A 24,638-nucleotide genomic window follows, 5' to 3' on the forward strand; every position below is an offset into this window, starting at 1 on the left:
CCGGCCGACCATAGTGACGCCGGCCACGCGCCCGGCGGCCGCCCGGGGGACGGCCGCCGGAGCGGGTGAGCGGGGCGTGGGGTCGGGCGGCTGTCAGGCGGCGGCGCGGGCGGCCAGCGCGTCGGTGAGCAGCGCGACGAGCGCCTCGAGCTGCACGTCCGGCGAGGAGGAGACCTCCTGGTCGGACCCGTCGAGCGCCCGGGCGGCGAGGCCCGCCTTGCTGTCGATGAGCTCGGCGATGCGGGCGTCGAGGGTCTGCGCGGCGATGATCCGCCAGGCAGTGACCGGCTCGGTTTGCCCGATCCGGTGGCTGCGGTCGATGGCCTGCGTCTGCTCGGCGTCGGTCCACGACAGCTCGGCCAGCACCACGTTGGACGCCACCTGCAGGTTCAGGCCCACGCCGGCCGCGGTCAGCGAGCAGACCACCACCGCGACGTCGGGGTCCTGCACGAACGCGTCGACCGCCTGCTGGCGCGCCCGCGGCGTCTGGTCGCCCCGGATCGAGGTGAACCGCACGCCCTGCCGCTCGAAGGTCTCCTCGGCCGCGTCCATCACGTCGACGTGCTTGGCGAAGAACACGACCTTGCCGGCGCTGCGGGCCAGCTGGGCGGCGTAGTCGGCGGCGAGCCCCGCCTTCGCCCGGCCGATGCGCCGCATCATGCTGAACACGTTCTCGCCGGACTCCCCCGCGGTCGCGTCCTTGAGCTCGGCGCGCGCCACCCGGCGCACCAGCGCCGGGTCGATGCCGCCGGCCGGCTCCTCGACGTCGGAGCGGGCGGCCAGCGCCGTCTCGTAGCGGGCGACCATCCGGCGGGCGAGGTCGGCCTCGGCGGCCCGGATCGAGCGGCCGGCGGCGCCGTCGAGCTCGACGGGCAGGTCGGCGATCCGGCGGGCGGGGATGTCGGCAGCGACGTCGACCTTGCGGCGCCGGACGATGCCGAGGTCGACCACGCAGCGCCGGGCGGCCGGGTAGAAGCCGCGGTCGGCGGGGGTCAGCCCGGTCGCCTCCAGCGCCTCGACGAGGTCGCCGAGCGGCTGGGTGTCGTCGATCCAGCCGAGGAACTGCCAGATGGCCCGGAAGTCGTCGATGTCGTTGATCAGCGGGGTGCCGGTCAGCGCCATGAGCAGGGCCCGGGCGGTGCGCTCCCGGATCCGCGAGGACAGGCGCAGCACGTGCTGCGAGCGCTGCGAGGTCTTGTTCTTGATGAAGTGCGCCTCGTCGACGACCATCCCGCGGAACCCGAAGTCGCCGAGCCACCCGACGTGCCGGTCGAGGACGTCGTAGTTCACGACGACGACGTCGGCGAAGCCGTCGACGGTCTCGCCGTCGCCCTGCACCACGGTCGCGGGGCGGTGCGGCACCCAGATGCCGGCCTCGCGCGCCCAGTTCGTCTTGACCACGTTGGGCACGACGACGAGCAGCGGGTAGGCGTCGGCCGCCTCGGCGGCCAGCAGCGCCTGCGCGGTCTTGCCCAGGCCCGGCTCGTCGGCGAGCAGGAAGGTGCGGTGGCCCTCGGCGGCCGCGGCGACCACCTGCGCCTGGTGCGGCATGAGCTCGCGCCCGGCCGGCACCCGCACCGGCGAGGGCGGGGGCAGCGGCATGCAGGCGGCGTCGCCACTGCCGGCGCGCTCGAAGGAGGTGAGCAGCGGGCCGATCAGCTCCCAGCCGGCCAGCCGCGAGGGCCGGGCCGGCCGCTGCTGCACGGCCGAGTAGTCGGGGGCGAGGAACGGGTTGGCCAGCTGCCGGGAGACCACCGACTGCGGGACCACCCGGCGCTCCGGCGCGGACGGGGCGGCGACGGGCTCGGGCTCCGGCTCGGCGGCCGGCTCGGGCGTCTCGACGCGGGCCTCGCGCAGGATCTCGCGCGCCGCGGACCGGGCGGCGTCGGAGACGACGGCGTCCTCGGCGAGCAGGGTGAGCAGCGCGGGGGCTCGGACGGCGGTCTTGGCGAGGATGGTGCCGATGCCGTCGAGGCGCTTGAGCTGCTCGGCGCGGGCGGCGGTGGTGAGCCCCTCGTCGGCGCGCACCCGGGCGTGCTGCTCGCGCACCAGCAGGGCCACGGCCTGGAACTCCGTGCGCAGGGCAGGCGTCATCCGCCCGCGCCCGACGGCGGCCTCCAGGCCGCGGACGGCGCGCGCGAGCACGGCGATGACGTCGCCGCCCTCGCGCACGCGCCGTGCGTCGCGCGGGGCGGGGCGGCGAGCGCCCGTCTGGCGCCGGCCGGGTCGGGCCACTGACCACTCCTCCGTGATGCCGCGGCACGGGAGCCGCGGCGTCGAGCCGCACCGCCCGCGGACCGGGCTCGCCCGGACCGGACGGCCGGGCAGCGCCGGGAGCGTCGGAGGCCGCCGGAGCCGGTCGCGGGAGCGACGACGGGGGCGGTCCCGCGGGGGCGGATCCGCCGTGGGGACGGCCGCCGCGGTCCCGGGACGGGTGCGCGCTCATGCTAACGCCTGGCCCGGCACGGCATTCCCCCGCGCGCCCGCCCTGCCGGTCAGCGCCCCCCGGCGATCCGGTCCAGCACGGCGAGGTCGTCGTCGGGGACCTCCAGCCCCGCCCCGACCACGTTCTCCCGCAGGTGCGCCACCGACGAGGTGCCCGGGATCAGCAGGACGTTCGGGGAGCGCTGCAGCAGCCAGGCGAGGGCGACGGCCATCGGCGAGGCGCCCAGCCGGCCGGCGACGGCCGACAGCGCGCCGGACTGCAGTGGCGAGAAGCCGCCGAGCGGGAAGTAGGGCACGTGGGCGATGCCCTGCGCGGCGAGGGCGTCGACCAGGGCGTCGTCCTCCCGGTGCGCGAGGTTGTACCGGTTCTGCACGCACACGACCGGTGCGATGGCCTGCGCCTCGGCCACCTGCTCGCCCGTGACGGTGCTCAGCCCCAGGTGGCGGACGAGCCCCTCGCGCTGCATCTCGGCCAGCGCCCCGAACGGCTCGGCGAGCGACCCGGCCTCCGGGCCGTCCACGCCGCCCAGCCGCAGGTTGACGACGTCCAGGGCCTCGACGCCGAGGGTGCGCAGGTTGCTCTCCACCTGCGCGCGCAGGTCGGCCGGGGTGCGGCGCATCAGCCACCGGCCCTCGTCGTCGCGGACGGCCCCCACCTTGGTGACGACGACGAGGTCGTCCGGGTAGGGCGCCAGCGCCTCGCGGATGAGCCGGTTGGTGACGTGGGGGCCGTAGAAGTCAGCCGTGTCGACGTGGGTGATGCCGAGGTCGACGGCGGTGCGCAGGACGGCGAGGGCCTCCTCGTGGTTGCGGGGCGGGCCGAAGACGCCCGGCCCGGCGAGCTGCATGGCGCCGTAGCCGACGCGGGGAACGGTCAGGTCGCCGGCCAGCCGGTGCGTGCCGCCGGGCAGGGTCTGCGAGGTACGTGAGGTCATGGCGACGACGCTGCGCCCGCGGCCGGCGGCGTGGCAGTCCCCCGCCGGTCCTGGGGGTGACAGGACCAGGCTGGGCCGCTCCGGGCCCGCCTACCGTGGCGGCGTGAGCACCGAGCTCGGCGCCTTCCTGCGCGCCCGCCGCGGCCTGGTCCGCCCCGAGGACGCCGGCCTGCGGGTCGACGGCGTCCGGCGCACCCCCGGGCTGCGCCGCGAGGAGGTCGCGCTGCTGGCGGGGATCAGCGCCGACTACCACCTGCGCCTGGAGCAGGGCCGCGACCACAACCCGTCGGTGCAGGTGCTGGAGTCCCTGGCGCGGGTGCTGCGCCTCGACGACGCGGGCACCGACCACCTGCTCGCCCTGGCCACCCCGCAGCCGCGGCACCGCCGGCGGGTGCGGCCGGAGACCGTCCCGGCGGGCGTCGCGATGCTGCTCGGGACCCTCGGGTTGCCGGCGTTCGTGGAGGGCCGCTTCTTCGACGTGCTCGCCGCCAACGACCTGGCCACCGCGCTGTCGCCGCGGATCCGGCCGGGCGGCAACCGGCTGCGCGACGTCTTCCTCGACCCGGCCGAGCGGGCGCTGTTCCCCGACTGGGAGGGAGGCACGGCGCGGCTGGTCGCCGGGTTCCGCGAGCGCATCGGCGCCGACACCGACGACCCGCGGGCCGTGCAGCTGGTCGGCGAGCTGTCGCTGGCCAGCGACCGGTTCCGCACGCTGTGGGCGCGGCACGACGTCAAGGTCCCCGTCGGCACGCACGTCTCCTTCGACCACCCGCAGGTCGGCGCGCTGACCCTGCGCTGCGAGAAGCTCGCGGTGAGCGGCACCGCCGGACAGCTGCTCGCCGTCCACCACGCCGAGCCCGGGACGGCGGACGCCGAGAAGCTCGCCCTGCTCACCGCCCTCGTCCGGCCGGCGGTGACCCCGGCTCCCGCCCGGCAGCAGTCGCCGGCCTGAGCCCGCGTCCCGCTCAACGGCAGCAGGGTGGAGCCGGCCGGGGTGGCGACGGCACCCTCCGACCGTGGAGCACACCGAGCAGCTGCGCCTGGCCGAGCAGTGCCGGGTCGTCGTCGACAACGACTGGGCCGGCGACCCCGACGGGCTGGTCGCCCTCGCCCACCACCTGCTCTCCCCCACCAACCGGGTCGTCGCCGTCACGAGCTCGCCGCTGAATCCGGTGTTCGGCCCGCTGGGGTCGACGGCGGAGCGCGGCTCTGCGCTCGCCCGCGAGCTGGTCGACCTGGTCGGCGGGCCGGCCCGGCCACCGGTGCACACCGGGGCGGAGCACCCGTTCGACGCCGGGGCGCCGCTGTCGGCGGCCTCGGCCGCGTCGCGGGCGATCGTCGAGGAGGCGCGGCGCGACGACGACCTGCCGCTGGTCCTCGTGTGCGCCGGGCCGCTGACCAACGTGGCCGCCGCGCTCACCGAGGCGCCCGACATCGCGACCCGGCTGACGCTGGTCTGGGTCGGCGGGGCGCTGGCCGAGGGGGCTGCCGAGTACAACCGCGACACCGACCCGGCGGCCGCCGCGGCCGTGCTGGGCCGGTCGGAGCTCGCCGTCCGCTCGTTCCCGCTGGAGACCTACCGGCGCTGCGCGTACTCGGTGGCCGAGCTCGAGCAGGACCTCGGCGGCAGCGGCGCGGTGGGCCGGTGGCTGTGGACCCGGTTCCTCGAGCTGCCGCTGCCGGACTGGATCCGGCTCGGCGGGGTCTGGCCGCTCGGCGACAGCCCGCCGGTGCTGGTCACCGCACTGGACGACGCGTCGAGCACGTGGACGGAGACCACGGCCGCGCCGGGCGGCGGGGCGCGGCGGGTCTACACCGACGTCGACACGCGGCTGCTGTTCGGCGACCTGCTGGCCCGCCTCCGCCTGCACGAGCGCCGGCGGTCCGCGCTCTCCTGACCGAGCGCTCCCGACCGCGCTCTCCCGACCGCGCCCTCCCGCCGCGCCGTCAGGGGCGGTCGGTCGAGGCGGGGGCAGGGCCGGGCGCGGGCACCGCCCGGGTCGCCGCCCAGCTGGCCAGCAGCGCGAGCGCGTCCGCCGACGGGGTGCCGGGCTCGGCGGTGTAGATCGTCATGCGCAGGTCCGCGGCGTCCTCGGCCGGCAGGTCGAACGTGTGGTAGCTCAGGTCGAGCGTGCCGACCACCGGGTGGCGGAACTGCTTGGCCCCGTTGTGGTGGATGCGCACGTCGTGCGCGGCCCAGCGGACGCGGAACTCCTCGCTGACCGTGGACAGCTCCCCGACCAGCTCCCGCAGGTGCGCGTCGTGCGGGCGGCGCCCGGCCTCCCCCCGCAGCAGCGCCACGGTGGTGCTGGCCGCGCCGGCCCAGTCGGTGTAGAAGTCGCCCGATCGCGGATCGAGGAACTGGAACCGGGCGAAGTTCGCCGGTCCGCGGGCGCTGTCGAACAGCGGGGCGTGCAGCGCCCAGCCGAGGGCGTTGGTCGCCAGGACGTCCAGCCGGCCGTTCGCGACGAGCGCGGCCGAGCCCGTCATCGCGTCGAGCATCCACTGCACCCGGGGGGCGATCCGCGGCCGGGAGCGGCGCTGCGGCGTGGGGGGGGGGGGGGGGGGGGGGGGGGGGGGGGGGGGGGGGGGGGGGGGGGGGGGGGCCCCCCCCCGCCCCCCGCGGCGGCGCGCGCCAGGTTGAACAGGTGGGTGCGCTCGGCCGCGTCGAGCTGCAGCGCGCGGGCGACGGCCTCCAGGACGTCCTCCGAGACGCCGGCGATGTGGCCCTTCTCCAGCCGGGTGTACCAGTCGGTGCTCACCCCGGCGAGGACGGCGACCTCCTCGCGGCGCAGCCCGGGCACCCGCCGCCGCCCGCCGCCGGGCAGCAGGCCGGCCCGCTCGGGCGTGATCCGGGCGCGCCGGGTGGCGAGGAACTCGCGGATGTCGGAGCGGTTGTCCACGCCCGTCGACGGTAGGCCGCGCGGCCCGCGGAGGGAGGTCGAGCCTCTACCCCCGACAGATCCGACCTCCCACGTCTGCGCGGGACGGCGTTCCGTGGTGGGCGTTCCCGACGAGGACCACACCCCCACCCCCGCCGGCGACCGACCCACCCGCACACCCCGAGGAGCACTCCACCCATGCGCGTCAACGCCTACGCCGCCCCCGCCGCCGGGCAGCCCCTGGCCCCGACCACGATCGAGCGCCGCGATGTCGGCGCGAACGACGTCCTCATCGCCATCGAGTACGCCGGCATCTGCCACTCCGACATCCACACCGTCAACGGCGACTGGGGCCCGCAGCCGTTCCCGGTCGTCCCGGGCCACGAGATCGTCGGTGTCGTCGCCGAGGTCGGGGCCGGCGTGACCGGCCACCGCGTCGGCGACCGGGTCGGCGTCGGGTGCATGGTCGACAGTTGCGGCGAGTGCGCGAACTGCCGCGCCGGCGACGAGCAGTACTGCCGGCAGGGCATGGTCCCCACCTACGCCGGCACCGACCGCGACGGCACCACGACCCAGGGCGGCTACTCCACCCACGTCGTCGTCGACGCCGGCTACGTGCTGCGCGTGCCCGACGGTCTCGACCCCGCGGCCGCGGCGCCGCTGCTGTGCGCCGGCATCACCACCTGGTCGCCGCTGCGCCGCTGGGGCGCCGGCCCGGGCCGGCGGGTCGCCGTCGTCGGCCTCGGCGGGCTGGGCCACATGGCCGTCAAGCTCGCGCACGCCCTGGGTGCGGAGGTGACCGTGCTGTCGCAGTCGCTGAAGAAGCAGGAGGACGGCCTGCGCCTGGGCGCCGACGCCTACTACGCCACGAGCGACCCGGAGACCTTCAGCCACCTGGCCGGGCGGTTCGACCTGGTCCTGAACACCGTCAGCGCCGCCGTCGACGTCGACGCGTACCTCTCCCTGCTCGCCGTCGACGGCGCGCTGGTCAACGTCGGCGCGCCCGCCGACCCGCTGAGCCTGAACGCGATGTCGCTGATCGGCGGCCGGCGCACCTTCGCGGGCTCCATGATCGGCGGCATCGCCGCCACCCAGGAGATGCTCGACTTCTGCGCCGAGCACGGCATCGGCGCCGAGGTGGAGGTCGTCCCCGCCGACCGGGTCAACGAGGCCTACGCACGGGTGCTGGCCTCCGACGTCCGGTACCGCTTCGTCATCGACGCCGCCACGCTGGCCTGACCGCCGGCACGTCCGCACCCCGGCCGGTGCCCGCCCGGCCGGTCCCCGAGCCGGGGACCGGCAGGGCGTGGACACCGCTCCCGGCACGGCTGAGGATCACCGCGGACGCCGAGCAGCCGACGCACACGAGGAGAACGCGATGACCGAGCAGGCAGTGGCGAACATCGGGGTGGTCGGCCTCGCCGTGATGGGGTCGAACCTGGCCCGCAACCTCGCCTCGCGCGAGGGCAACACCGTGGCGGTCTACAACCGCACCACCGCCCGCACCGACCAGCTGCTCAGCGAGCACGAGGACCTCGGGTTCGTCGCGGCGCACGACATGGACGCCTTCGTGGCCTCCCTCGCGCGGCCGCGCACGGCGATCGTCATGGTGCAGGCCGGCCGCGGCACCGACGCCGTCATCGAGCAGCTGGCGCAGCGGTTCGAGCCCGGCGACATCATCGTCGACGGCGGCAACGCCGACTTCCACGACACCATCCGCCGCGAGCACGCCCTGCGGGAGCGGGGACTGCACTTCGTCGGCACCGGCATCTCCGGCGGCGAGGAGGGCGCCCTGAACGGGCCGTCGATCATGCCGGGCGGCTCCGACGAGGCGTGGGAGACGCTGGGGCCGATCCTCCGGTCCATCGCCGCCGTCGCCGAGGGCGAGCCGTGCGTGACCCACGTCGGCACCGACGGCGCCGGGCACTTCGTGAAGATGGTCCACAACGGCATCGAGTACGCCGACATGCAGCTCATCGCCGAGTCCTACGACCTGCTGCGCCGGATCGGCGGGCACGAGCCCGACGCGCTCGTCGGCGTCTTCGAGGAGTGGAACCGCGGCGACCTCGAGTCCTACCTGATCGAGATCACCGCCGAGGTGCTCAAGCAGCGGGACGCCGACACCGGCCGCCCGCTGGTCGACGTCATCCGCGACGAGGCCGGCTCCAAGGGCACCGGCGTGTGGACCGTGCAGAACGCCGTCGGCCTCGGGGTCCCCGTCTCCGGCATCGGCGAGGCGGTCTTCGCGCGGGCCGTGTCGTCCAAGCCGGCGCAGCGGGCCGCGGTGCAGCGCAGCGTCGGCGAGCGCCCGGCCCCGGCCCCGGCGCCGGAGGGCTTCGAGGACGACGTCCGCGCGGCGCTGTACGCGTCGAAGGTGGTCGCCTACGCGCAGGGCTTCGACCTCATCGTGGCCGGCGGCCTCGCCTACGACTGGGACATCGACCTCGGCGCGATCGCCCGCATCTGGCGCGGCGGCTGCATCATCCGCGCGCAGTTCCTCAACCGGATCGTCGAGGCCTACCAGCGCGACCCGCAGCTGCCGACGCTGCTGGTCGACCCGTACTTCGCCGACGCGGTGGCGCGGGGCGAGGCCGCCTGGCGGCGGATCGTCGGGATCGCCGCCGCCTCCGGCGTCCCCGCCCCGGGCTTCTCCTCCGCCCTCGCCTACTTCGACTCGCTCGCCTCCGACCGGCTCCCGGCGTCGCTCATCCAGGGGCAGCGGGACTTCTTCGGCGCGCACACCTACCGGCGCATCGACCGGGAAGGCACCTTCCACACGCTGTGGTCGCAGGACCGCCGCGAGGTCGCGCAGGAGCCCTCCACCCACTGACCGGGCGGGGCGGCGGTCACCAGGCGGCGGTCACCAGGCGGCGGTCACCGGGCGGCGGTCGTCAGCCGGCGGTCGTCAGCCGGCGATCGCCGCCCGGGCCGGCGCGGGCACCGGCAGGGACGCCGCGACGACGGTCCCGCCGGCCGCGGGCGTCTCCACCCGCAGCGTCCCGCCGGCGGCCAGCACCGCCCCGGCCGAGCGCAGCAGGTCGGCCGCGGTCACGGGCTCCGCGCCCGACGGGTCGGCGGAGGGCCCGAGCACGAGGAGCACGTCCAGGTGCGCCGTCGACCAGGTGAGCGCCACCGACAGCGAGCCGGCCGCGTCGACGCCCGCAGCCAGCACCTCCTCGACCAGTGCGCGCACCGCGGCCGCGCCGTCCGGCGTCAGCCGCCGCTCCGGGCCGGTGGCGGCGAGGTGCACCGACCCGCCGGCGGCGCGGAAGGCGCCGAGCAGGTCGGTGACGACCACCGCGCCGGTCCGTGGCGCGGGCGCGCCGGTGCGCAGCGCGTCCCACACCGCGCCGCTGGAGACGGTCAGCCCGCGCAGCGCCCGCGCGGCCGCCACCGGGTCCTCGCGCACCAGGTACTCGGCGGCGCGCGCCCGGGCGTGCACCAGGGCCACCTCGCGGACCAGCGCGTCGTGGCCCTGCGGGGTGGACGCGGTGCGGACGTCGGCGGGCTCGGCGGTGGACAGGTCGACCGGCATGGTGCTCCGTTCTCCGTCGGGTCCCCCGGACGGCCGCCCGGAGGGGCCGGGGGACGCGAGCGGCGGGGCCCCCGCGCCCGCGCCGGCGCACCCCGGCACCCGGACAACGGGCCCGGCGGCGGCGAGGGTTCCGCGACGCGCCGGGCGACCCGACAGGATGTGCCCGAGCCCGCCGACCTGGAGGACGCCGTGCCCGACCCCGCCGCCCTGCACGACCTCGACGCCGAGGAGACGGCGGTGGTGGAGGTGGTCCGCCGGTTCGTCGACCGGGAGGTGCGCCCCGTCGTCCGCGAGCTCGAGCACTCCGACACCTACCCGGAGGCGCTGATCGGGCGGATGCGGGAGCTCGGCGTCTTCGGGCTGCTCGTCCCGGAGGAGCACGGCGGGTCCGACGTGTCGGTGCCGTGCTTCGCGGCGGTCACCGAGGAGCTCGCCCGCGGGTGGATGAGCCTGGCCGGCGCGATGGGCGGGCACACCGTCGTCGCCCGGCTGCTGCTCGCGCACGGCACCGACGAGCAGCGGGCGCGGTACCTGCCGCGGATGGCGACCGGCGAGCTGCGGGCCACGATGGCGCTCACCGAGCCCGGCGGCGGCTCGGACCTGCAGGCGATGCGCACCACCGCGCGGCCCGACGGCGACGAGTGGGTGGTCACCGGGTCGAAGACGTGGATCACCAACGCCCGCCGGTCCGGGCTGGTCGCGCTGCTGTGCCGCACCGACCCGGACGCGCGCCCGGCGCACCGCGGCATCAGCGTGCTGCTGGTGGAGAAGGGCCCGGGGTTCACCGTCTCCCGCGACCTGCCCAAGCTCGGCTACAAGGGCGTCGAGAGCTGCGAGCTGTCCTTCGACGGCATGCGGGTGCCCCGCGACGCGGTCCTCGGCGGCGAGCCCGGCCGCGGGTTCGCCCAGATGATGCGCGGGCTGGAGATCGGCCGGATCCAGGTGGCCGCCCGCGCGCTCGGGGTGGGCCGCGCCGCGCTGGAGGACTCGGTGCGCTACGCGCAGGAGCGGGAGAGCTTCGGCCGGCCGATCTGGGAGCACCAGTCGGTGGGCAACCTGCTCGCCGACATGGTCACCCGGCTCACCGCCGCCCGGCAGCTGGTGCTCCACGCCGCCCGCCGCTACGAGGCCGGCGAGCGCGCCGACATGGAGGCCGGGATGGCCAAGCTGTTCGCGTCGGAGACCGCGATGCAGGTGGCGCTCGACGCCGTCCGGGTGCACGGCGGCTACGGCTACTCCACCGAGTTCGACGTCGAGCGCTACTTCCGCGACGCCCCGCTGATGATCGTCGGCGAGGGCACCAACGAGATCCAGCGGACCGTCATCGCCCGCGAGCTGGTCCGCCGCTCCCCGCTGCGCTGACCGCCGGACCCGGGCGCCCGGCGAGCAGCGCCATCGCCGCCGCGCACCCCCAGCCGGTCACGACGACGGGCGTCTCGAGCGGGTCCAGGCCGCCCGGGCGGACGCGGGCGCGCACGGACCGCTCGCTCAGGTAGCCGACCGTCAGGCCGGCGCCGATGCGGCGCAGCACCCAGCGCGCCCGGTCGTCCGGCCCGCGCAGCAGCCGGGCGAGCGCCCACGCCTGCGGCACGAGCAGGTACGGCGGCGCGCTGTAGGCGGTGCCGAACCACAGCCAGTCGTGCACCAGGTGCCCGGGGCTGCCGGTCAGGAACGGGACGTCGAAAGCGCGCCCGCGCCGCAGCGCGACGGCGTGCCCGGCCGCCTGGGCGGCGAGCTGCACCGCGGTGACCACGAGGAGCGGGACCGGCTGCGCCATGCCGCCGGACCGTAGGGCCTCCCGGCCGGTCAGGCGCCGCCCTGCGCCGCGAGCACCCGCGCCGCCTCGCGGGCGGCCTCCGGGTTGGCCACGCCGGCCCGCGAGCCGGCCAGCTTGGCGCGGATGTGCTCGCCGACCGTGATCGGCGGGTAGGGAGACCCGTCGCCGACGCAGGTGGGCAGCGTCTCGATGACCGCGTCGACGTCGCCGTCGTGGAAGAAGGCGGCGCTGCGCCGGCGGGCGATCGTGCCGTCGACGATCGGCGGCTTGACCCGGTGCAGGGTGGACATCCAGCGGTCGTTGGTCCAGCGCGCCATGAGGTCGCCGAGGTTGATCAGCAGGGCGCCGTCGGCGGGCATGACGTCGTGCCAGCCGCCGTCGCGCCCGAGCACCTGCAGGCCGGCCACCTGGTCGGCCCACAGCACCGTGACGATGCCGTAGTCGGTGTGCTCCCCCATGCCGGTCAGGTCGCCGTCGAGCTCGAGCGCGCCGGGCTCCAGGGCGTAGTTGTTCATCCGCAGGACGTCGAGGCTGTGGCCGGTGTAGCCGGCGAAGAAGCCGGCCGGCAGGCCGAGGGCGTCGGCGAACAGCGTGGTGAGCGTGCGGGCCACCCGGGCGGCCTCGGCGCAGTACGCCTCCACCGCCGGGCGGAACGACGGCGCCTCGGCGGGCCACACGTTCTCCGGGTAGTCGGCCTCGGGCAGGTCCAGCCCCGGGAAGTCGGAGACGGCGGCGCCCACGTTGAACGCCTCGAAGAAGTCGTGCATCCGGTTGGCGGGTGCCAGGCCCAGGCTCAGGCTCAGCGACTCCGTCTTGGGCGGGGCGTAGCCGCGGTTGACCTCCGGCGGCGTCCGGTGGCGCTTCTTCACCTCCAGCGGCAGGCCGAAGAACTCGTCGAGCGCGGCGGCGAAGGCGTCGGTGACCGCCTCGGGCACGCCGTGGCCGACCACCTGCACGAAGCCCACGGTGCGGGCGGCCTCGTCGAAGGCGGCGGCCGCGGCGGCGCGCTCCTCCGGGGTGCCGCCGCGCACGTAGGGCGAGACGTCGACGGTCGGGACGGTGAACGGCGTGCTCATGCGGGGTCCTCCTGGGGTGCCGGGGGCGCGTCGGGGGTGACCGCCACCTGCGCCTCGACGCGGGCGAGGAGGGCGGCCTTGTCGGTGTCGTCGAGCCAGCAGGCCTCGACGGCGTTGCGGGTGAGGTCGGCCAGCCGGTCGCGGCGCCAGCCGAGCGCGTGCGCGAGGACGCGGTGGTCGTGCGTCGGGTCGGTGCCGAACATCGGCGGGTCGTCGCTGTCGATGGTCACCAGCAGCCCGGCGTCGACCATCTCGGCGATCCGGCGGTGGCTGCCGTCGCCGCTGCCGGAGTAGCGGCCGATGTCGGAGCTGACGGGGGTGCAGGTGAAGGGCACCCGCTCCTCGACGCAGCGGGCGGTGAGCTCCGGGTCGTCGACGACGTGGTAGCCGTGGTCGACCCGGCTGCAGCCGAGCTCGTCGAGCAGCACCCGGACGTGGTCCGGCGGCCCGGACTCCGAGTGCGCGGTGCGCCGCAGGCCCGAGCGCGCGGCGAGCCGGTAGGCCTCGACGAACCGCCCGGGCGGCCCGTTCACCTCCGCGTAGTCCAGGCCGATGCCGAGCACCTCGTCCACGCGGTGCGCGACCACCTGCTCGACCAGTTCCACGGCCGCCGCACCCGACCGCTCCCGGCAGATGCCGACCAGGAAGCGGGCCTGGATGCCGGTGTCGGCCTCGGCGTCGCGGGCGCCGGCGAGGACGCCCTCGAGGATCGTCGGGTAGGGCACGCCGGGGTGGCCGGGCGGGCTCAGGTGCACCTCGCGGTGGAGGACGCCGTGCGCGGCGCCGCCGGCGGTGAGCGACTCGTAGGTCACCCGGGCGAAGTCGTCGGGGTCACGGATGAGCGAGCCGACGACGTCGAGGACGCGGAGGAACTCCCCGAGGTCCTCGTAGCTGCCGTGCTCGTAGAGCTCCTCGGCCGAGCGGCCGAGCCGCACGCCGTGCTTCCGGGCGAGGTCGAGCACGGTGCCCGGCGCCACGCTGCCGATGAGGTGGCAGTGCAGGCTGACCTTGGGCAGCGCGGCCACCATGGCGTCGATCGCCGGGTCGGCGGGCGTCGGGGTGGAGTGCACGGTCAGGGTCACCGGACGGCCTCCGCGCGGCCGAACCGGCTGAGCACGGCGGCCTCCACGAGCTGCGCGAGCAGGTAGAGCACCAGCGCGGTGACCGTGACGACGACGACCAGCGCCCACACCCGGGCGTTCTGCGAGCGGCCGGCCGCCGAGACGACGGCGTAGCCGATGCCCTTGCCGGTGGCCAGCCACTCGGCGAGCAGGGCGCCGGTGAGCGCGCCGGGCACGGCGATCCGCACCGAGGCGAACAGCGCCGGCAGCGCGGAGGGGAAGCCGACCCGGCGCAGCACCGTCGACGGCGACCCGCCGTAGACCAGCACCAGGTCGCGCATCTGCGGGGTGACCGAGCGCAGGCCCAGCACGATGTTCACCAGCGCCGGGAACAGCACCACGATCGCGCTCATCGTGGCGACGAGGACGTACCCGCGGCCCACGGCGAGGATGAGGATCGGCGCCAGCGCGATGAGCGGGACGGTCTGCAGCACCAGCGCCACCGGCATGACCGCGCCCTCCAGCAGCCGGTAGCGCACCACGACCGCGGCCAGCACGACGGCGGACAGCAGCCCCGCCACGAAGCCGACGCCGGCGTCGAGCAGGGTCTGCCCGAGCAGGGCGCCGATCTCGGCGCGCAGCTCAGCGGAGTCGTCCTCGCCGAACAACGTCGTCCACACCTCCGCCGGCGTCTTGCCGACGTAGGGCGAGACGTCGAAGACCCGCAGCAGCACCGTCCACAGCAGCACGACGACGGCGAGCACCAGCACCGCGGTGCCCACCTGGCGCAGCACCGCGCGCAGCAGCGAGCCGGCCCGCCCGGGCGCGGGCGCCTGGCCGGCGCCGGGCAGCACCGCGGTCACGCCGCCGCCCCGCGCGACCACGGGGTGACCAGCCGGCCGACCAGCCCGAAGGCGGCGTAGAAGGCGCCGGCCACCAGCGCGCAGCCGATGCCCACCGCCCACGCCTGCTCGACGTCGACGTTCTGCTGGGCGATCTTGAGCACCAGCGCGACGCCCCGCTGCACGCCCCCGACGTACTCGCCGAGGATCGCGCCGAGGAAGGCCGCCGGCGCCCCGATCCGCAGCGCGGCCAGCAGCGAGGGCAGCGCGGCGACCGCCTGGACCTTCACCAGCTGGCGCACCCGCCCGCCGCCGAACACGCGGACCACGTCGAGGCTGGCGCGGTCGGCCGAGCGCAGGCCGAGCACCGCCCCCACCACGGTGGTGAAGAAGACCGAGAGGGCCGCGAGCGCGGTGGCCGTGCCCGAGCGCTGCCCCTCGTCGGGGTTGCCGATGACGATGAACAGCACCGGCGCCACCGCCACCAGCGGCACGCAGTAGCTCATGACGGCGACCTGCATGAGCACCGGCTCGGCGACCGGCAGCAGCAGCACGAGCGAGGCGACGACGAGGCCGGCGAGCGTGCCGTAGCCGAAGCCGACCGCGGCCTCCTGCAGCGTCATGCCGAAGTGCAGCGACCAGAACCGCCAGCCGCCGTCGACCGCCGCGCCGGCCACCCCGCCGGGCGTGGGCACGCGGGCGCCCGACAGCACGGTGACCGCCGCCAGCCACCAGACCGCGAGCAGCGCGGCGATGCCGGCCGCCCCGGTCAGCAGGGAGCGCGCCGGCCCGCGGGCGAGGCTCACGCTCACTCGCCCGCCGCCGCGGCGCCGCCGAACAGCAGCTCCGAGGCCCGGTCGTGCAGGGCGTGGAACTCCGGCGTGCGCATCATGTCCGGCGTCCGCGGGCGCGGCAGGTCGACGTCGATGACCTCCTGGACCCGGCCGGGCCGCGCGCTCATCACCGCGACCCGGTCGGACAGGAAGACCGCCTCGGAGATGCCGTGGGTGACCATGAGCGTGGTCGCCGGTTTCTCCGTCCAGATCCGCAGCAGCTCGACGTTCAGCCGCTGCCGGGTCATGTCGTCCAGCGCCCCGAACGGCTCGTCGAGCAGCAGCACCGACGGCCGGACCACCAGCGCGCGGGCGATCGACACCCGCTGCCGCATGCCGCCGGACAGCTGCGCGGGCTTGGCCTTCTCGAACCCCTCGAGGCCGACCAGCCGGATCAGCTCGGCGACGAGCGCGTCGTCGGGCCGCTGCCCCGAGACCTCGAACGGCAGCCGGATGTTGGACACCACCGACCGCCAGGGCAGCAGCGCGGAGTCCTGGAAGGCGATGCCCAGGTCGTGGTCGCGGCGCAGCTGCTGCGGCGTGCGGCCGTCGACCAGCGCCGAGCCCGACGTCGGCTCCTCCAGGCCGGCGAGGATCCGCAGGATCGTGGACTTGCCGCAGCCCGACGGGCCGAGCAGGGACAGGAAGCTGCCCCGGTCGGTCCACAGCGTGGCGTCCTCCAGGGCCTGCACCGTGCGGCGGCCGGTCCGGAACGTCTTGGTCAGGTGGTCGATCCGCACGCCGGTGCCGGTGGAGCCCGCGGCCCCACCGGCACCGGCGCCCGTCGACGTCGTGACGACGTCGGTCATGTCGGGTCTCCCGGACGGGTCGGTCAGGCGGGCAGCTCGGTGAGCTCGGGCTTCTCCTCGAGCAGCTGCTCCAGGAGCGAGAGGTCGAAGAGGTCCTCGGCCGCGATGTCGATGCCGGCGGCCTCGAGCGTGGCCATGTTCTGCTCGATGAGCTCGTCGGTGATCGTGAACAGGCCGTTGGCCTCGACGTCGGGCGTGACGATCAGCCCCGCCTGGACCTCGGACTGCTCGAGCTCCTTGGCCATGTCCAGCTGCAGGTCCGCGCCATACTCCTCGACCGCCAGACGGGCGCCCTCGGCCGGGTCGGCCAGCGCGTCCTGCCAGCCGCGGATCTCCGCCTCCAGGAAGGCCATCACCCGCTCCGGCTCCTCGGCGATCATCCGGTCGGTGGTGATGACCGACTCGGCGACGAAGGGCAGCCCGTTGTCGGCGAAGGGCAGGTTGGTGACCTCGATGCCCTGCGACTGCACGGTGATCGACTCGTTGGTCAGGTAGGCGAGGAAGCCGTCGACCTCGCCGTCGATGAGCGGGGCCGGGTCGTACTCGACCGGCACCTTCTCGACGTCGGCTGGGTCGATGCCGTTGACCTCGAGCAGGGCGTCGAACAGCGTCTCGTTGCCGCCGGCCTGCACGCCGATCCGCTTGCCGACGAGGTCCTGCGGCGTCGCGATGTTCCCCCCGTCGGCCAGCGACAGGATGGTGAACGGGTTCTTCTGGAACTTCGTGCCGACGATCTTGAGCGGCGCGTCCTCTTCCGCGATCACCTGCGCGGTGGAGACGGCGTTGCTCAGGCCGAAGTCGGCGTCCTCGGTGGCCACCAGGGTCTCGATCGCGCCGGGGCCGGGGTCCATCGTCACCGAGGTGAACCCCGCGTCGGTGTAGTGGCCGTTGGTGTCGGCGAAGAACTCGCCGGCGAACTCGGCGTTCTTGATCCAGGACAGCTGCAGGGTCAGCTCGCCGAGGTCCCCGCCTCCCTCGCCGGCGGCCGCGGCGGGCTCGTCGCCGGACCCGCAGGCGGTGAGCGCCAGGACGGCGGCGGTCAGCAGGGCTCCGGCGCGCGCGGCGCGGCGGGGAAGGGGCATGCGGCTCTCCGTCTCTCGGCGGGGCGCCGGTCCGGCGCCCGCTCGGGACGGACGCTAGGAACGGGTCGTTTCGCGGCCGGGCGCGGAGCGTTTCGAGACGGTTAAGACGCGCACCACCCTGCCTGCGGCGCCGTCCCGGCCGACCGGCCACCGTCCGGCGGCGGTGCGGTCACGCCCCGTGACACGCGCCGGGCGGACGCCGCGAACCACGGGGGGACCGGGTGCCGGGCGGGAGCGGCCGTCGCTAGCGTCCGGGCCGCACCGTCGCCGTCCGGGGTCGCGGGGGCCCCCGGCTCTCCCGGAGGGGTCCCCGTGGGCAGGTCGTTCGCGTCCCGTGTCAGCCACCCGCGCCTCAAGTGGGTCGTGCTCGTCGTCTGGCTGGTCCTCGCCGCCGTCGCGGCACCGCTGGCCGGGCGGCTCGCCGACCAGCAGGAGAACGACGTCGCGGCCTGGCTGCCCGCCGAGGCGGAGTCGACCCGGGCGCTGGAGCTGCAGACCGAGCTCGGCTCGGACCCCGACCTCATCCCGGCCGTCGTCGTCTACGAGCGGGCCGCGGGGCTCACCGCCGAGGACGCCGCCGCCGTGCAGGCCGACGTCGAGGCCCTCGGCGGGCTCGAGGCGCTCGACGGCGAGGTGCTCGGCCCGATCCCGTCCGAGGACGGCCAGGCGCTGCAGCTGGTCGTGCCGCTGGACGTCGGGCCCGACGGCTGGGAGGCGATCGCGCCGGTCGTCGACGGCATCCGCGCCGAGGTCTCCGACGGCCCGTCCGGGCTCGACGCCTACGTCACCGGCCCCGCCGGCAGCGCGGCCGACTCGTCGGAGGCCTTCGCCGGCATCGACGGGACGCTGCTGTTCGCGGCCCTCGGCGTCGTCGTCCTGATCCTGTTGCTCACCTACCGCAGCCCGGTGCTGTGGGTGCTGCCGATCTTCTCCGCGGTGATCGCGCTGTTCTGCTCGCAGGCCGTGGTCTACCTGCTCGCCCGGTACGCCGACCTGACGGTCAACGCGCAGAGCGCGAGCATCCTCACCGTCCTGGTGGTCGGCGCGGGCACCGACTACGCGCTGCTGCTGGTCGCCCGCTACCGCGAGGAGCTGCGGCTGCACACCGACCGGCACGAGGCGATGACCGAGGCCGTGCACCGGGCCGGCCCGGCGGTGCTGGCCAGCGGCGGGACCGTCGTCCTCGGGATGCTGTGCCTGGTCGCGGCGGAGATGAACTCCACCGCGGGCCTCGGCCCGGTGGCGGCCATCGGCGTCGCGGTCACCCTCGTGGTGCTCATGACGCTGCTGCCGGCGCTCCTGGTCATCTGCGGGCGGTGGGTGTTCTGGCCGGTGCGGCCCACCTTCGGCAGTGCCGAGCCGAGCGCGACCGGGTTCTGGGCGCGGGTGGGCGCGGCGATCCGGCCGCGGCCGCGGGTCACCTGGGTGGTCACGAGCCTGCTGCTCCTGCTCGCCTGCACCGCCGTCTTCCGCCTGGACCCCAGCGGCCTCACCCAGGCCGAGGGCTTCCGCGGCGAGCCGGAGTCGGTGCAGGGCGACGCGGCGGCCGCCCGCCACTTCCCCGCCGTCGCGGGCAACTCCGTCTACGTCGTGACGACGGCGGACTCCGCCCCGGAGGTCGCGGAGACCGTCGCGGCCGACGACGGCATCGCCGAGGTGCGCGAGCCGCAGGTCGTCGGGGACGACGCACTGGTCGAGGCGTCGCTCGCCGATCCGTTCGACAGCCCGGCGGCCGCGGACACCGTCGAGCGGCTGCGGGTGTCCCTGGACGACGCCGGCGACGGGCAGGCTGTCGTCGGCGGCAACACCGCGCTCAACCTCGACGTGCAGACCGCCTCCCAGCGGGACAACCGGGTGGTCATCCCGCTGATCATGCTCGTGGTGCTCGCCGTGCTCGGGGTGCTGCTGCGGGCGGTCGTGGCGCCGCTGCTGCTCATCGCCACCGTGGTGCTGAGCTTCGGCGCGGCCCTCGGCCTGAGCGCGCTGCTGTTCGACGCGGTCCTCGGCGTCACCGACACCGACAGCTCGTTCCCGCTGTTCGTGTTCGTGTTCCTCGTGGCGCTCGGGATCGACTACAACATCTTCCTGATGACCCGGGTGCGGGAGGAGGCCGTCGACCACGGCACCCGGCGCGCCGCGCTCGTCGGCCTGGCGGCCACCGGCGGGGTGATCACCTCGGCCGGGCTGGTGCTGGCGGCGACGTTCGCGGTGCTCGGCACCCTGCCGCTGACGTTCCTCACCCAGCTGGGCATCGCCGTCGCGCTGGGCGTGCTGCTGGACACGATCATCGTGCGCTCGGTGCTGGTCACGGCGCTCACGCTCGACGTCGGCCGGTGGATGTGGTGGCCCTCCCGGCTGGCCCGGCGGCCCGACGAGCACCCGGACGGGGCCGACGTGCCGCCCGGCGGTGCGGCGGTGCCGGCCGAGCCGGGCACGCCGGTGCGCACCTGACGCCCGCGCGGCCGGCGGAACTCCCCCGCCGGCCGGTCAGCGGCCGGTGTCCTCGGCCGCCGAGGTGGTGGTGATCCAGGCGTCGATCGTCTCCCACCAGCGGTAGAGCCAGTCGGTGAGCTCGGCCTCCCCGCGCGGCACCTCGGCGGCCGGGACGAACCACCAGCGCAGGTGCAGCGTCTTGTCCATGGGCAGCTCGCGCCAGACGTCGCGGACGCTGTCGAGGTGCTCCAGGCCGGTGTGCGCGACCAGGACGACGTCGGCGTGCGGTGCCGCCTGCAGCGCCGCGACGACGCCGCCGGGACGCGGCGGCAGCACGTGCCGCAGGGCCTCCGCGCGGCGCGCCGCCGCCACCAGCCCGCGGTCGCGCAGCCGCTGGATGGCCCGCAGCCGCCGCCCCGGGGTGGCGTTGGCGCCCTCCGGGAAGATCAGCAGCGCGTCCTCCTCGCCCAGGTCGCGGGCGAGGTCGGCGATCGCCCGCTCCGCGCGCTCGCCGGCCCCCGGTCCCGCGGAGACGAAGGAGTTGGGCAGCCGGTTGAGGAAGGTGTCGATGAGCGGGTCGAGCTGGAGGGTGTCCTTGAGGACGATCCGCGGCTGGCGCAGGTGGTCGCGGTTCATCAGTGTGTTGACCAGCAGGAACGAGTCGCCCGGCCCGGCGTGACGGGACAGCACGACCATGGCGTTGGTGGAGCCGGGCACACCGTCGTCGAGGGGTGACCAGGACTCGCCGTCGGTGACCAGCCGCAGGGCGAACAGCCGCTGCGCGGCGCGCATGACGACGTCGAGGAGGATCCTCAGCACGGTGTAGTGCGCCGCCCGCCACCGCCGGGCGCGCACGGCCCGGCCGGCGCCACCGGCCACCCACAGCACCGCGGCGGCGGCCAGGCCGGCCACCTCCATCGCCAGGTAGACCAGCGCGAACGCGAGCAGCCGCAGCGCCCGCAGCCGGCCGGGCAGGAAGAACGAGGCCACCAGCGCGACGACGGCGAGCACCGGCAGCAGGACGACGCCGGCGACGAGCAGGCCGAGCAGGACCGGGCCGGCCACCCGGCGCACGGGGCGCGGCGGCAGCACGTCAGGCCTGCCCGGGGGTGGCGCGCGCCAGGGACCCGGCCGCGGCGGCGCGGGCCCGCTCGATGCGCTCGGGCACCGCCGAGAAGTCGCGGTAGCGCAGGTTGGCCGCGCCGGGCGGGGCGTCGTCGCCGGCGGGCAGCACGTGCACCGTCACCCCGGGCGGCAGGGCGGCGAGGTCGGCGGAGTAGCGGTGCCGGCGGGCGATCTCGAAGGCCACCGTGGCCACCTCCCAGGGCCGTGTGGGCGGGCGCAGCGGGCGGTCGACCCGGCCGACGTGCAGCACGTAGACCGTCCGCGCGCCCAGGGCGACGGCCCGGCCGACGGGGATGCTGTGCACCAGCCCGCCGTCGAGGTGGTGCTCGCCGTCGATCTCCACCGGCGGCAGCAGGCCGGGCACGGCGCAGGAGGCGAGGACGGCGTCGACCAGCGGGCCGTCGGTGAACCACCGCTCGGCGGCCCGCTCGATGCTGGCCGCGACGCACTGGAACGGCACCCGCAGCGCGGCGAAGTCGGCCGGCAGGGAGGACTCGAGCAGCTCGCGCAGCGGCTCGCGCGGGTGCAGGTGGGTGCGGGTGCGCACCAGCGTGCCGACGCGGGCGACCACCGACCCGGCGAACACCCGCTTCGAGGCCAGCTCCTCCCAGACGGCGCGCAGCCGGCCGACGGCGTCCGGCGTGGGGTCGGCGGCGACGAACGCGCCGTTGACCGCGCCCACCGAGGTGCCGACGACGAGGTCGGGCCGGATGCCGGCGTCGAACAGGGCCTGCAGCATGCCGACCTCGGCGGCGCCGAGCACTCCCCCGCCGCCCAGCACGAACGCGGTGCCGCCCCGCTCGTCCGGGCGCTCGGACGGGCGCTCGGACGGGCGCTCGGACGGCGACTCGGGAGGGGGCACGGCCGCATGCTGCCACCGGCGCCGGACGCGCGAGGGGGCGGCCCCGGGAGACCCGGGACCGCCCCCGACGAGCGGTCGTGCGGTGTGTCAGTAGGTGGTGCAGGTGAGGTGAGCCAGGCCCTCCTCGGCCGCCTCGAACGGGTCGAAGGTCGGGTCACCGAAGCGCGGGTCGTGCTCGACGACGAAGTAGCGGGTGCTGCCGCCGCCCGCCGCGAAGATCGACGGGAAGTCGATGTCCCCGCGCCCGACGATCTCGATCCGCCGGTTCAGCTCGGCGTTGAGGTCCTTGACGTGGAACAGCTGGATCCGGTTGCCGTACTCCTCGACCACGTCGACCGGGTCGAGCCCCGCGTAGGCCACCCAGTACAGGTCGAGCTGCGAGACGACGTTCTTCTTCTGCGTGTACTGCATCAGGATGTCGAAGGCGGTGCGCTCGCCGAAGACCCGCGTGAACTCGAAGTCGTGGTTGTGGATCATCAGCGTCTGGCCGGCCTTGCGCGCCTGCTCGCCCACGGCGTCGAGGTACCGCGCGTAGGCGACCCAGTCGGCCTCGGTCGGCAGCGGCTGCATCCACGGGGCACCCGCGCTGCTGCCGGACCCGAAGTACTTGATGCCCAGGACGCGGTTCTCCTCGATGATCCGCGCGATGTCGGCCGGGGCGGTGTGCGTGCCGACGTCGACGTGCCGGGCCGACGCCTTGAGCCCGTACTCGTCGAGCAGGGCCCGGTACTCCTCGGCGGACCAGCCGCTGAGCGTGAACGGCTCGACGTTGCGGTAGCCCATCTCGGCCAGCTGCCGCAGGACCTCCTCGTGCCGCGCCTGCTCACCGGCGCCCCCGCCGATGTAGCCGGCGAAGGTGTAGAGCTGGACGGAGATCTTGCTCAGCGGCACGCCGCGGCCGGCGCACTCGGACGCGCCGGGCGACGTCGTCGGTGGCGCGGCGGTGGCGGTGCCGGCCAGGCCGATGAACAGCACGGCGGACAGGGCGGCCAGGAGCACGGCGCGGGCCGTGGACCGGAGACTTCTCTTCACCTCGGGTGGATCCCTCTCGACGGGTGCAACGGTGCACGTCGTCGCTCGCGGAGCCGACGTCCCGCGCACCCGGGCACCTCGGCCGAGGCGCCCGGGCGGCGGGGTGTCGTCCCCGTCCGCGAGTGGGGCTGTACCCCACGTCACCGAACCTAGCGACACTTGTGCGCTCGCGAAAGCAGAAGTCCGTCATAGCTGCGCACAACCAGGCTCTGCCGATGAGTCCGGGGCCCTGGCGGGGTCGTTCCCGGCGTCGATCCGCGACGAGAGGAGGCCCCGTGTGGGCGAGCGCGCGCCGGCCAGCGCCGGGGAGTTCCTGGCGGCGGTCCACCGGGCCGCCGCACCGGCCGAGCTGCCCGTCCTCCGGCGGCGGCTGGGCCCGGACGACGACGCCGTCGGCATCCGGATGCGCGACCTCTTCGACCTGGCCCGGGCGGCGGCGGACATGCCGCTCGACGAGGTGGCCGTCCTGCTGGGCTCCCCGCTGTACGAGGCCCGGATGGGCGCCCTCTGCGTGCTCGACGTCCGCGCACGCAGGCGGGACACGGACGACGCGCAGCGCCGGCGGCTGTACGACCTCTATCTCGGCCACCACGACCGGATCACGACCTGGGACATGGTCGACCGGGCCGCGCCGAGCGTCGTGGGCCGGTACCTGCTCGGCCGGTCCCCCGCGCCGCTGCACGAGCTGGCGGCCGCGCCCGACCCGCTGCGCCGGCGGACCGCCGTGACCGCGCCGCTCGCCTTCGTCCGCTGGGGCGACGACGCCGCGCTGGCCGAGGTGTTCCCGCTGGCGGCCGTGCTCGCCGGTGATCCCGACCCGCTCGTGCACAAGGCGGTGGGCATCCTGCTCGAGCACGCCGGCGGGCGCGATCCGGAGGCCGTGGCCGCGTTCGTCGCCGAGCACCGCGGGTCGATGCCGCGGCACGCGCTGCGCACCGCCGTCGCGAAGCTCGACGCCGCCGAGCGGGGGCGGCTGCTCGGCTGACGGCGGCCCCCCGGATGATCGGCGGGCCGACCGCCGCACCCCGAGGAGCCGCCGATGTCCGCCGCCACCGAGACCGGCGCCGCCCCCACCTGGTTCGCCGCCGCGCTCGCGCAGGCACCCGAGCGGCGGGAGGTCGAGGTCGACGGCACGCCCGTGCGCTACCGGGCGTGGGGCGAGGCCGGGCGTCCCGGGCTGGTGCTGGTGCACGGCGGCGCGGCCCACTCGGGCTGGTGGGACCACGTCGCCCCGCAGCTGCACTCGCACCGGGTGGTGGCCCTGGACCTCAGCGGCCACGGCGACAGCGGCCGCCGCGCCGCGTACGACATGGGCACGTGGGCGCGGGAGGTCGTGGCCGTGGCGGACGCCGAGCGCCTCGCCCGGCCCGTCGTCCTCGGGCACAGCATGGGTGGCTGGGTGTCCCTCGTGGTCGGCGTGGAGCACCCGGACGCCGTCGCCGGCGTCGCGGTCATCGACTCACCCCTGGTGCGCCGGCCGCCGGAGGAGGAGCAGCTGCGCGACCGGCGCCGGCCGCACCGCACCTACCCGACCGTCGAGGAGGCCGTCGGGCGGTTCCGCACCGTCCCGGCGCAGGACGTGCTGCTCCCCTACGTGCGCGAGCACGTCGCGGCCGACTCGCTGCGCCGGGACGGCGACGGGTGGACCTGGAAGTTCGACCCGCAGCTGTGGGGCTCCCCGCCGCTGCTCACCGAGCTGCTGCCGCGGCTGACGGTCCCGGCGGCGCTGTTCCGCTGCGAGAAGGGGCTCGTGGACCCGCGGATGGCCGCCGAGATGGCGGCCCTGGTGCCCGGCGGCCTGCCGGTCGTCGACCTGCCCGACGCCGGGCACCACCCGATGCTCGACCGCCCGCTCGCGCTGGTCACCGGGATCCGCACCCTGCTCGCGTTCTGGCCGCACCCCGCCTGA

General features: G+C 75.9%; 23 protein-coding genes. 8 read left to right on the top strand and 15 right to left on the bottom strand.

The window, feature by feature from the left end; translation table 11 throughout:
- Nucleotides 1-93 precede the first annotated feature (93 nt).
- Entirely contained in the window at nt 94-2,172 is a 2,079-nt protein-coding gene (locus ACI78R_RS09940) for a DEAD/DEAH box helicase (protein WP_457040585.1), read from the bottom strand.
- A 323-nt stretch (nt 2,173-2,495) separates the two neighbouring features.
- Nucleotides 2,496-3,380 carry an oxidoreductase gene (locus ACI78R_RS09945; RefSeq protein WP_457040586.1) on the bottom strand — a complete coding sequence of 295 codons (885 nt, stop codon included), beginning with the start codon at nt 3,378-3,380 and terminating at the stop codon, nt 2,496-2,498.
- Between the two features lie 103 nt (nt 3,381-3,483).
- Between ACI78R_RS09945 and ACI78R_RS09950 the strand changes: the two genes are divergently transcribed.
- Both ACI78R_RS09950 and ACI78R_RS09955 read left to right on the top strand, forming a co-directional pair.
- Nucleotides 3,484-4,332, top strand: a complete 849-nt coding sequence (locus ACI78R_RS09950) for a helix-turn-helix domain-containing protein (protein WP_457040587.1) — start codon at nt 3,484-3,486, stop codon at nt 4,330-4,332.
- A 64-nt stretch (nt 4,333-4,396) separates the two neighbouring features.
- Nucleotides 4,397-5,278 (top strand): nucleoside hydrolase, encoded by an 882-nt coding sequence (locus tag ACI78R_RS09955; protein WP_457040588.1) that lies wholly within the window; start codon nt 4,397-4,399, stop codon nt 5,276-5,278.
- 49 nt (nt 5,279-5,327) lie between these two features.
- Here ACI78R_RS09955 and ACI78R_RS09960 read toward each other — a convergent pair whose 3' ends face one another.
- Together ACI78R_RS09960 and ACI78R_RS09965 are read right to left on the bottom strand one after the other, a co-directional pair.
- Nucleotides 5,328-5,870, bottom strand: a complete 543-nt coding sequence (locus ACI78R_RS09960) for an MmyB family transcriptional regulator (RefSeq protein WP_457040589.1) — start codon at nt 5,868-5,870, stop codon at nt 5,328-5,330.
- Entirely contained in the window at nt 5,867-6,439 is a 573-nt protein-coding gene (locus ACI78R_RS09965; protein ID WP_457040590.1) for a helix-turn-helix domain-containing protein, read from the bottom strand. The genes ACI78R_RS09960 and ACI78R_RS09965 overlap by 4 nt, the downstream gene beginning before the upstream one ends.
- 21 nt (nt 6,440-6,460) lie before the next feature.
- Here ACI78R_RS09965 and ACI78R_RS09970 point away from each other — a divergent pair, with 21 nt between their 5' ends.
- Nucleotides 6,461-7,501: an NAD(P)-dependent alcohol dehydrogenase gene (locus ACI78R_RS09970; protein ID WP_457040591.1), complete on the top strand. Its 1,041-nt coding sequence runs from the start codon at nt 6,461-6,463 to the stop codon at nt 7,499-7,501.
- 139 nt (nt 7,502-7,640) lie between these two features.
- On the top strand, nt 7,641-9,092 hold the full coding sequence (gndA, locus tag ACI78R_RS09975; protein ID WP_457040592.1) for an NADP-dependent phosphogluconate dehydrogenase: 1,452 nt from the start codon (nt 7,641-7,643) through the stop codon (nt 9,090-9,092).
- Nucleotides 9,093-9,167: 75 nt separating this feature from the next.
- Here the strand turns inward: gndA and ACI78R_RS09980 are convergent, their stop codons facing one another.
- Complete coding sequence (locus ACI78R_RS09980) at nt 9,168-9,797, bottom strand: hypothetical protein (protein WP_457040593.1); 630 nt, start codon at nt 9,795-9,797, stop codon at nt 9,168-9,170.
- A gap of 159 nt (nt 9,798-9,956) precedes the next feature.
- On the opposite strand from ACI78R_RS09980, the gene ACI78R_RS09985 reads away from it, so the two are divergent.
- Nucleotides 9,957-11,159: an acyl-CoA dehydrogenase family protein gene (locus ACI78R_RS09985; RefSeq protein ID WP_336026905.1), complete on the top strand. Its 1,203-nt coding sequence runs from the start codon at nt 9,957-9,959 to the stop codon at nt 11,157-11,159.
- Here ACI78R_RS09985 and ACI78R_RS09990 read toward each other — a convergent pair.
- The 7 genes from ACI78R_RS09990 to ACI78R_RS10020 are packed head-to-tail and all read right to left on the bottom strand — an operon-like array spanning nt 11,119 to nt 17,277.
- Nucleotides 11,119-11,574 (bottom strand): hypothetical protein, encoded by a 456-nt coding sequence (locus tag ACI78R_RS09990; protein ID WP_457040594.1) that lies wholly within the window; start codon nt 11,572-11,574, stop codon nt 11,119-11,121. The two genes, ACI78R_RS09985 and ACI78R_RS09990, sit on opposite strands and share 41 nt — an antisense overlap.
- 29 nt (nt 11,575-11,603) lie before the next feature.
- Nucleotides 11,604-12,650, bottom strand: a complete 1,047-nt coding sequence (locus ACI78R_RS09995) for an isopenicillin N synthase family dioxygenase (RefSeq protein WP_454553528.1) — start codon at nt 12,648-12,650, stop codon at nt 11,604-11,606.
- Nucleotides 12,647-13,732, bottom strand: coding sequence for an adenosine deaminase (gene add, locus ACI78R_RS10000; RefSeq protein WP_457040595.1), 1,086 nt, complete (start codon nt 13,730-13,732; stop codon nt 12,647-12,649). The genes ACI78R_RS09995 and add overlap by 4 nt, the downstream gene beginning before the upstream one ends.
- Nucleotides 13,729-14,574, bottom strand: a complete 846-nt coding sequence (locus ACI78R_RS10005) for an ABC transporter permease (protein WP_457040596.1) — start codon at nt 14,572-14,574, stop codon at nt 13,729-13,731. Before ACI78R_RS10005 ends, add begins: the two co-directional genes overlap by 4 nt.
- Nucleotides 14,571-15,359, bottom strand: coding sequence for an ABC transporter permease (locus ACI78R_RS10010; protein ID WP_073419975.1), 789 nt, complete (start codon nt 15,357-15,359; stop codon nt 14,571-14,573). The genes ACI78R_RS10005 and ACI78R_RS10010 overlap by 4 nt, the downstream gene beginning before the upstream one ends.
- 2 nt (nt 15,360-15,361) lie before the next feature.
- Nucleotides 15,362-16,195: an ABC transporter ATP-binding protein gene (locus tag ACI78R_RS10015; protein WP_073419976.1), complete on the bottom strand. Its 834-nt coding sequence runs from the start codon at nt 16,193-16,195 to the stop codon at nt 15,362-15,364.
- A gap of 23 nt (nt 16,196-16,218) precedes the next feature.
- On the bottom strand, nt 16,219-17,277 hold the full coding sequence (locus tag ACI78R_RS10020; RefSeq protein ID WP_073419977.1) for an ABC transporter substrate-binding protein: 1,059 nt from the start codon (nt 17,275-17,277) through the stop codon (nt 16,219-16,221).
- 312 nt (nt 17,278-17,589) lie between these two features.
- Here ACI78R_RS10020 and ACI78R_RS10025 point away from each other — a divergent pair, with 312 nt between their 5' ends.
- Nucleotides 17,590-19,728 (top strand): MMPL family transporter, encoded by a 2,139-nt coding sequence (locus ACI78R_RS10025; RefSeq protein WP_457040597.1) that lies wholly within the window; start codon nt 17,590-17,592, stop codon nt 19,726-19,728.
- A 36-nt stretch (nt 19,729-19,764) separates the two neighbouring features.
- Here ACI78R_RS10025 and ACI78R_RS10030 read toward each other — a convergent pair whose 3' ends face one another.
- From ACI78R_RS10030 to ACI78R_RS10040, 3 genes are all read right to left on the bottom strand, one after another.
- The gene (locus tag ACI78R_RS10030) at nt 19,765-20,802 is read right to left on the bottom strand and encodes a lysophospholipid acyltransferase family protein (RefSeq protein ID WP_457040598.1); all 1,038 of its coding nucleotides are present in this window, start codon (nt 20,800-20,802) and stop codon (nt 19,765-19,767) included.
- A 1-nt stretch (nt 20,803) separates the two neighbouring features.
- The gene (locus tag ACI78R_RS10035) at nt 20,804-21,697 is read right to left on the bottom strand and encodes a patatin-like phospholipase family protein (RefSeq protein ID WP_457040599.1); all 894 of its coding nucleotides are present in this window, start codon (nt 21,695-21,697) and stop codon (nt 20,804-20,806) included.
- Nucleotides 21,698-21,784: 87 nt separating this feature from the next.
- Complete coding sequence (locus ACI78R_RS10040) at nt 21,785-22,729, bottom strand: sugar phosphate isomerase/epimerase family protein (protein WP_457040600.1); 945 nt, start codon at nt 22,727-22,729, stop codon at nt 21,785-21,787.
- A 277-nt stretch (nt 22,730-23,006) separates the two neighbouring features.
- Here ACI78R_RS10040 and ACI78R_RS10045 point away from each other — a divergent pair, with 277 nt between their 5' ends.
- Both ACI78R_RS10045 and ACI78R_RS10050 read left to right on the top strand, forming a co-directional pair.
- On the top strand, nt 23,007-23,714 hold the full coding sequence (locus tag ACI78R_RS10045) for a DNA alkylation repair protein (RefSeq protein WP_457040601.1): 708 nt from the start codon (nt 23,007-23,009) through the stop codon (nt 23,712-23,714).
- 54 nt (nt 23,715-23,768) lie between these two features.
- A complete protein-coding gene (locus tag ACI78R_RS10050) occupies nt 23,769-24,638 on the top strand; it encodes an alpha/beta fold hydrolase (protein ID WP_457040602.1) in 870 nt (289 codons plus the stop codon).

It is taken from the genome of Geodermatophilus sp. SYSU D01106, assembly GCF_054049995.1.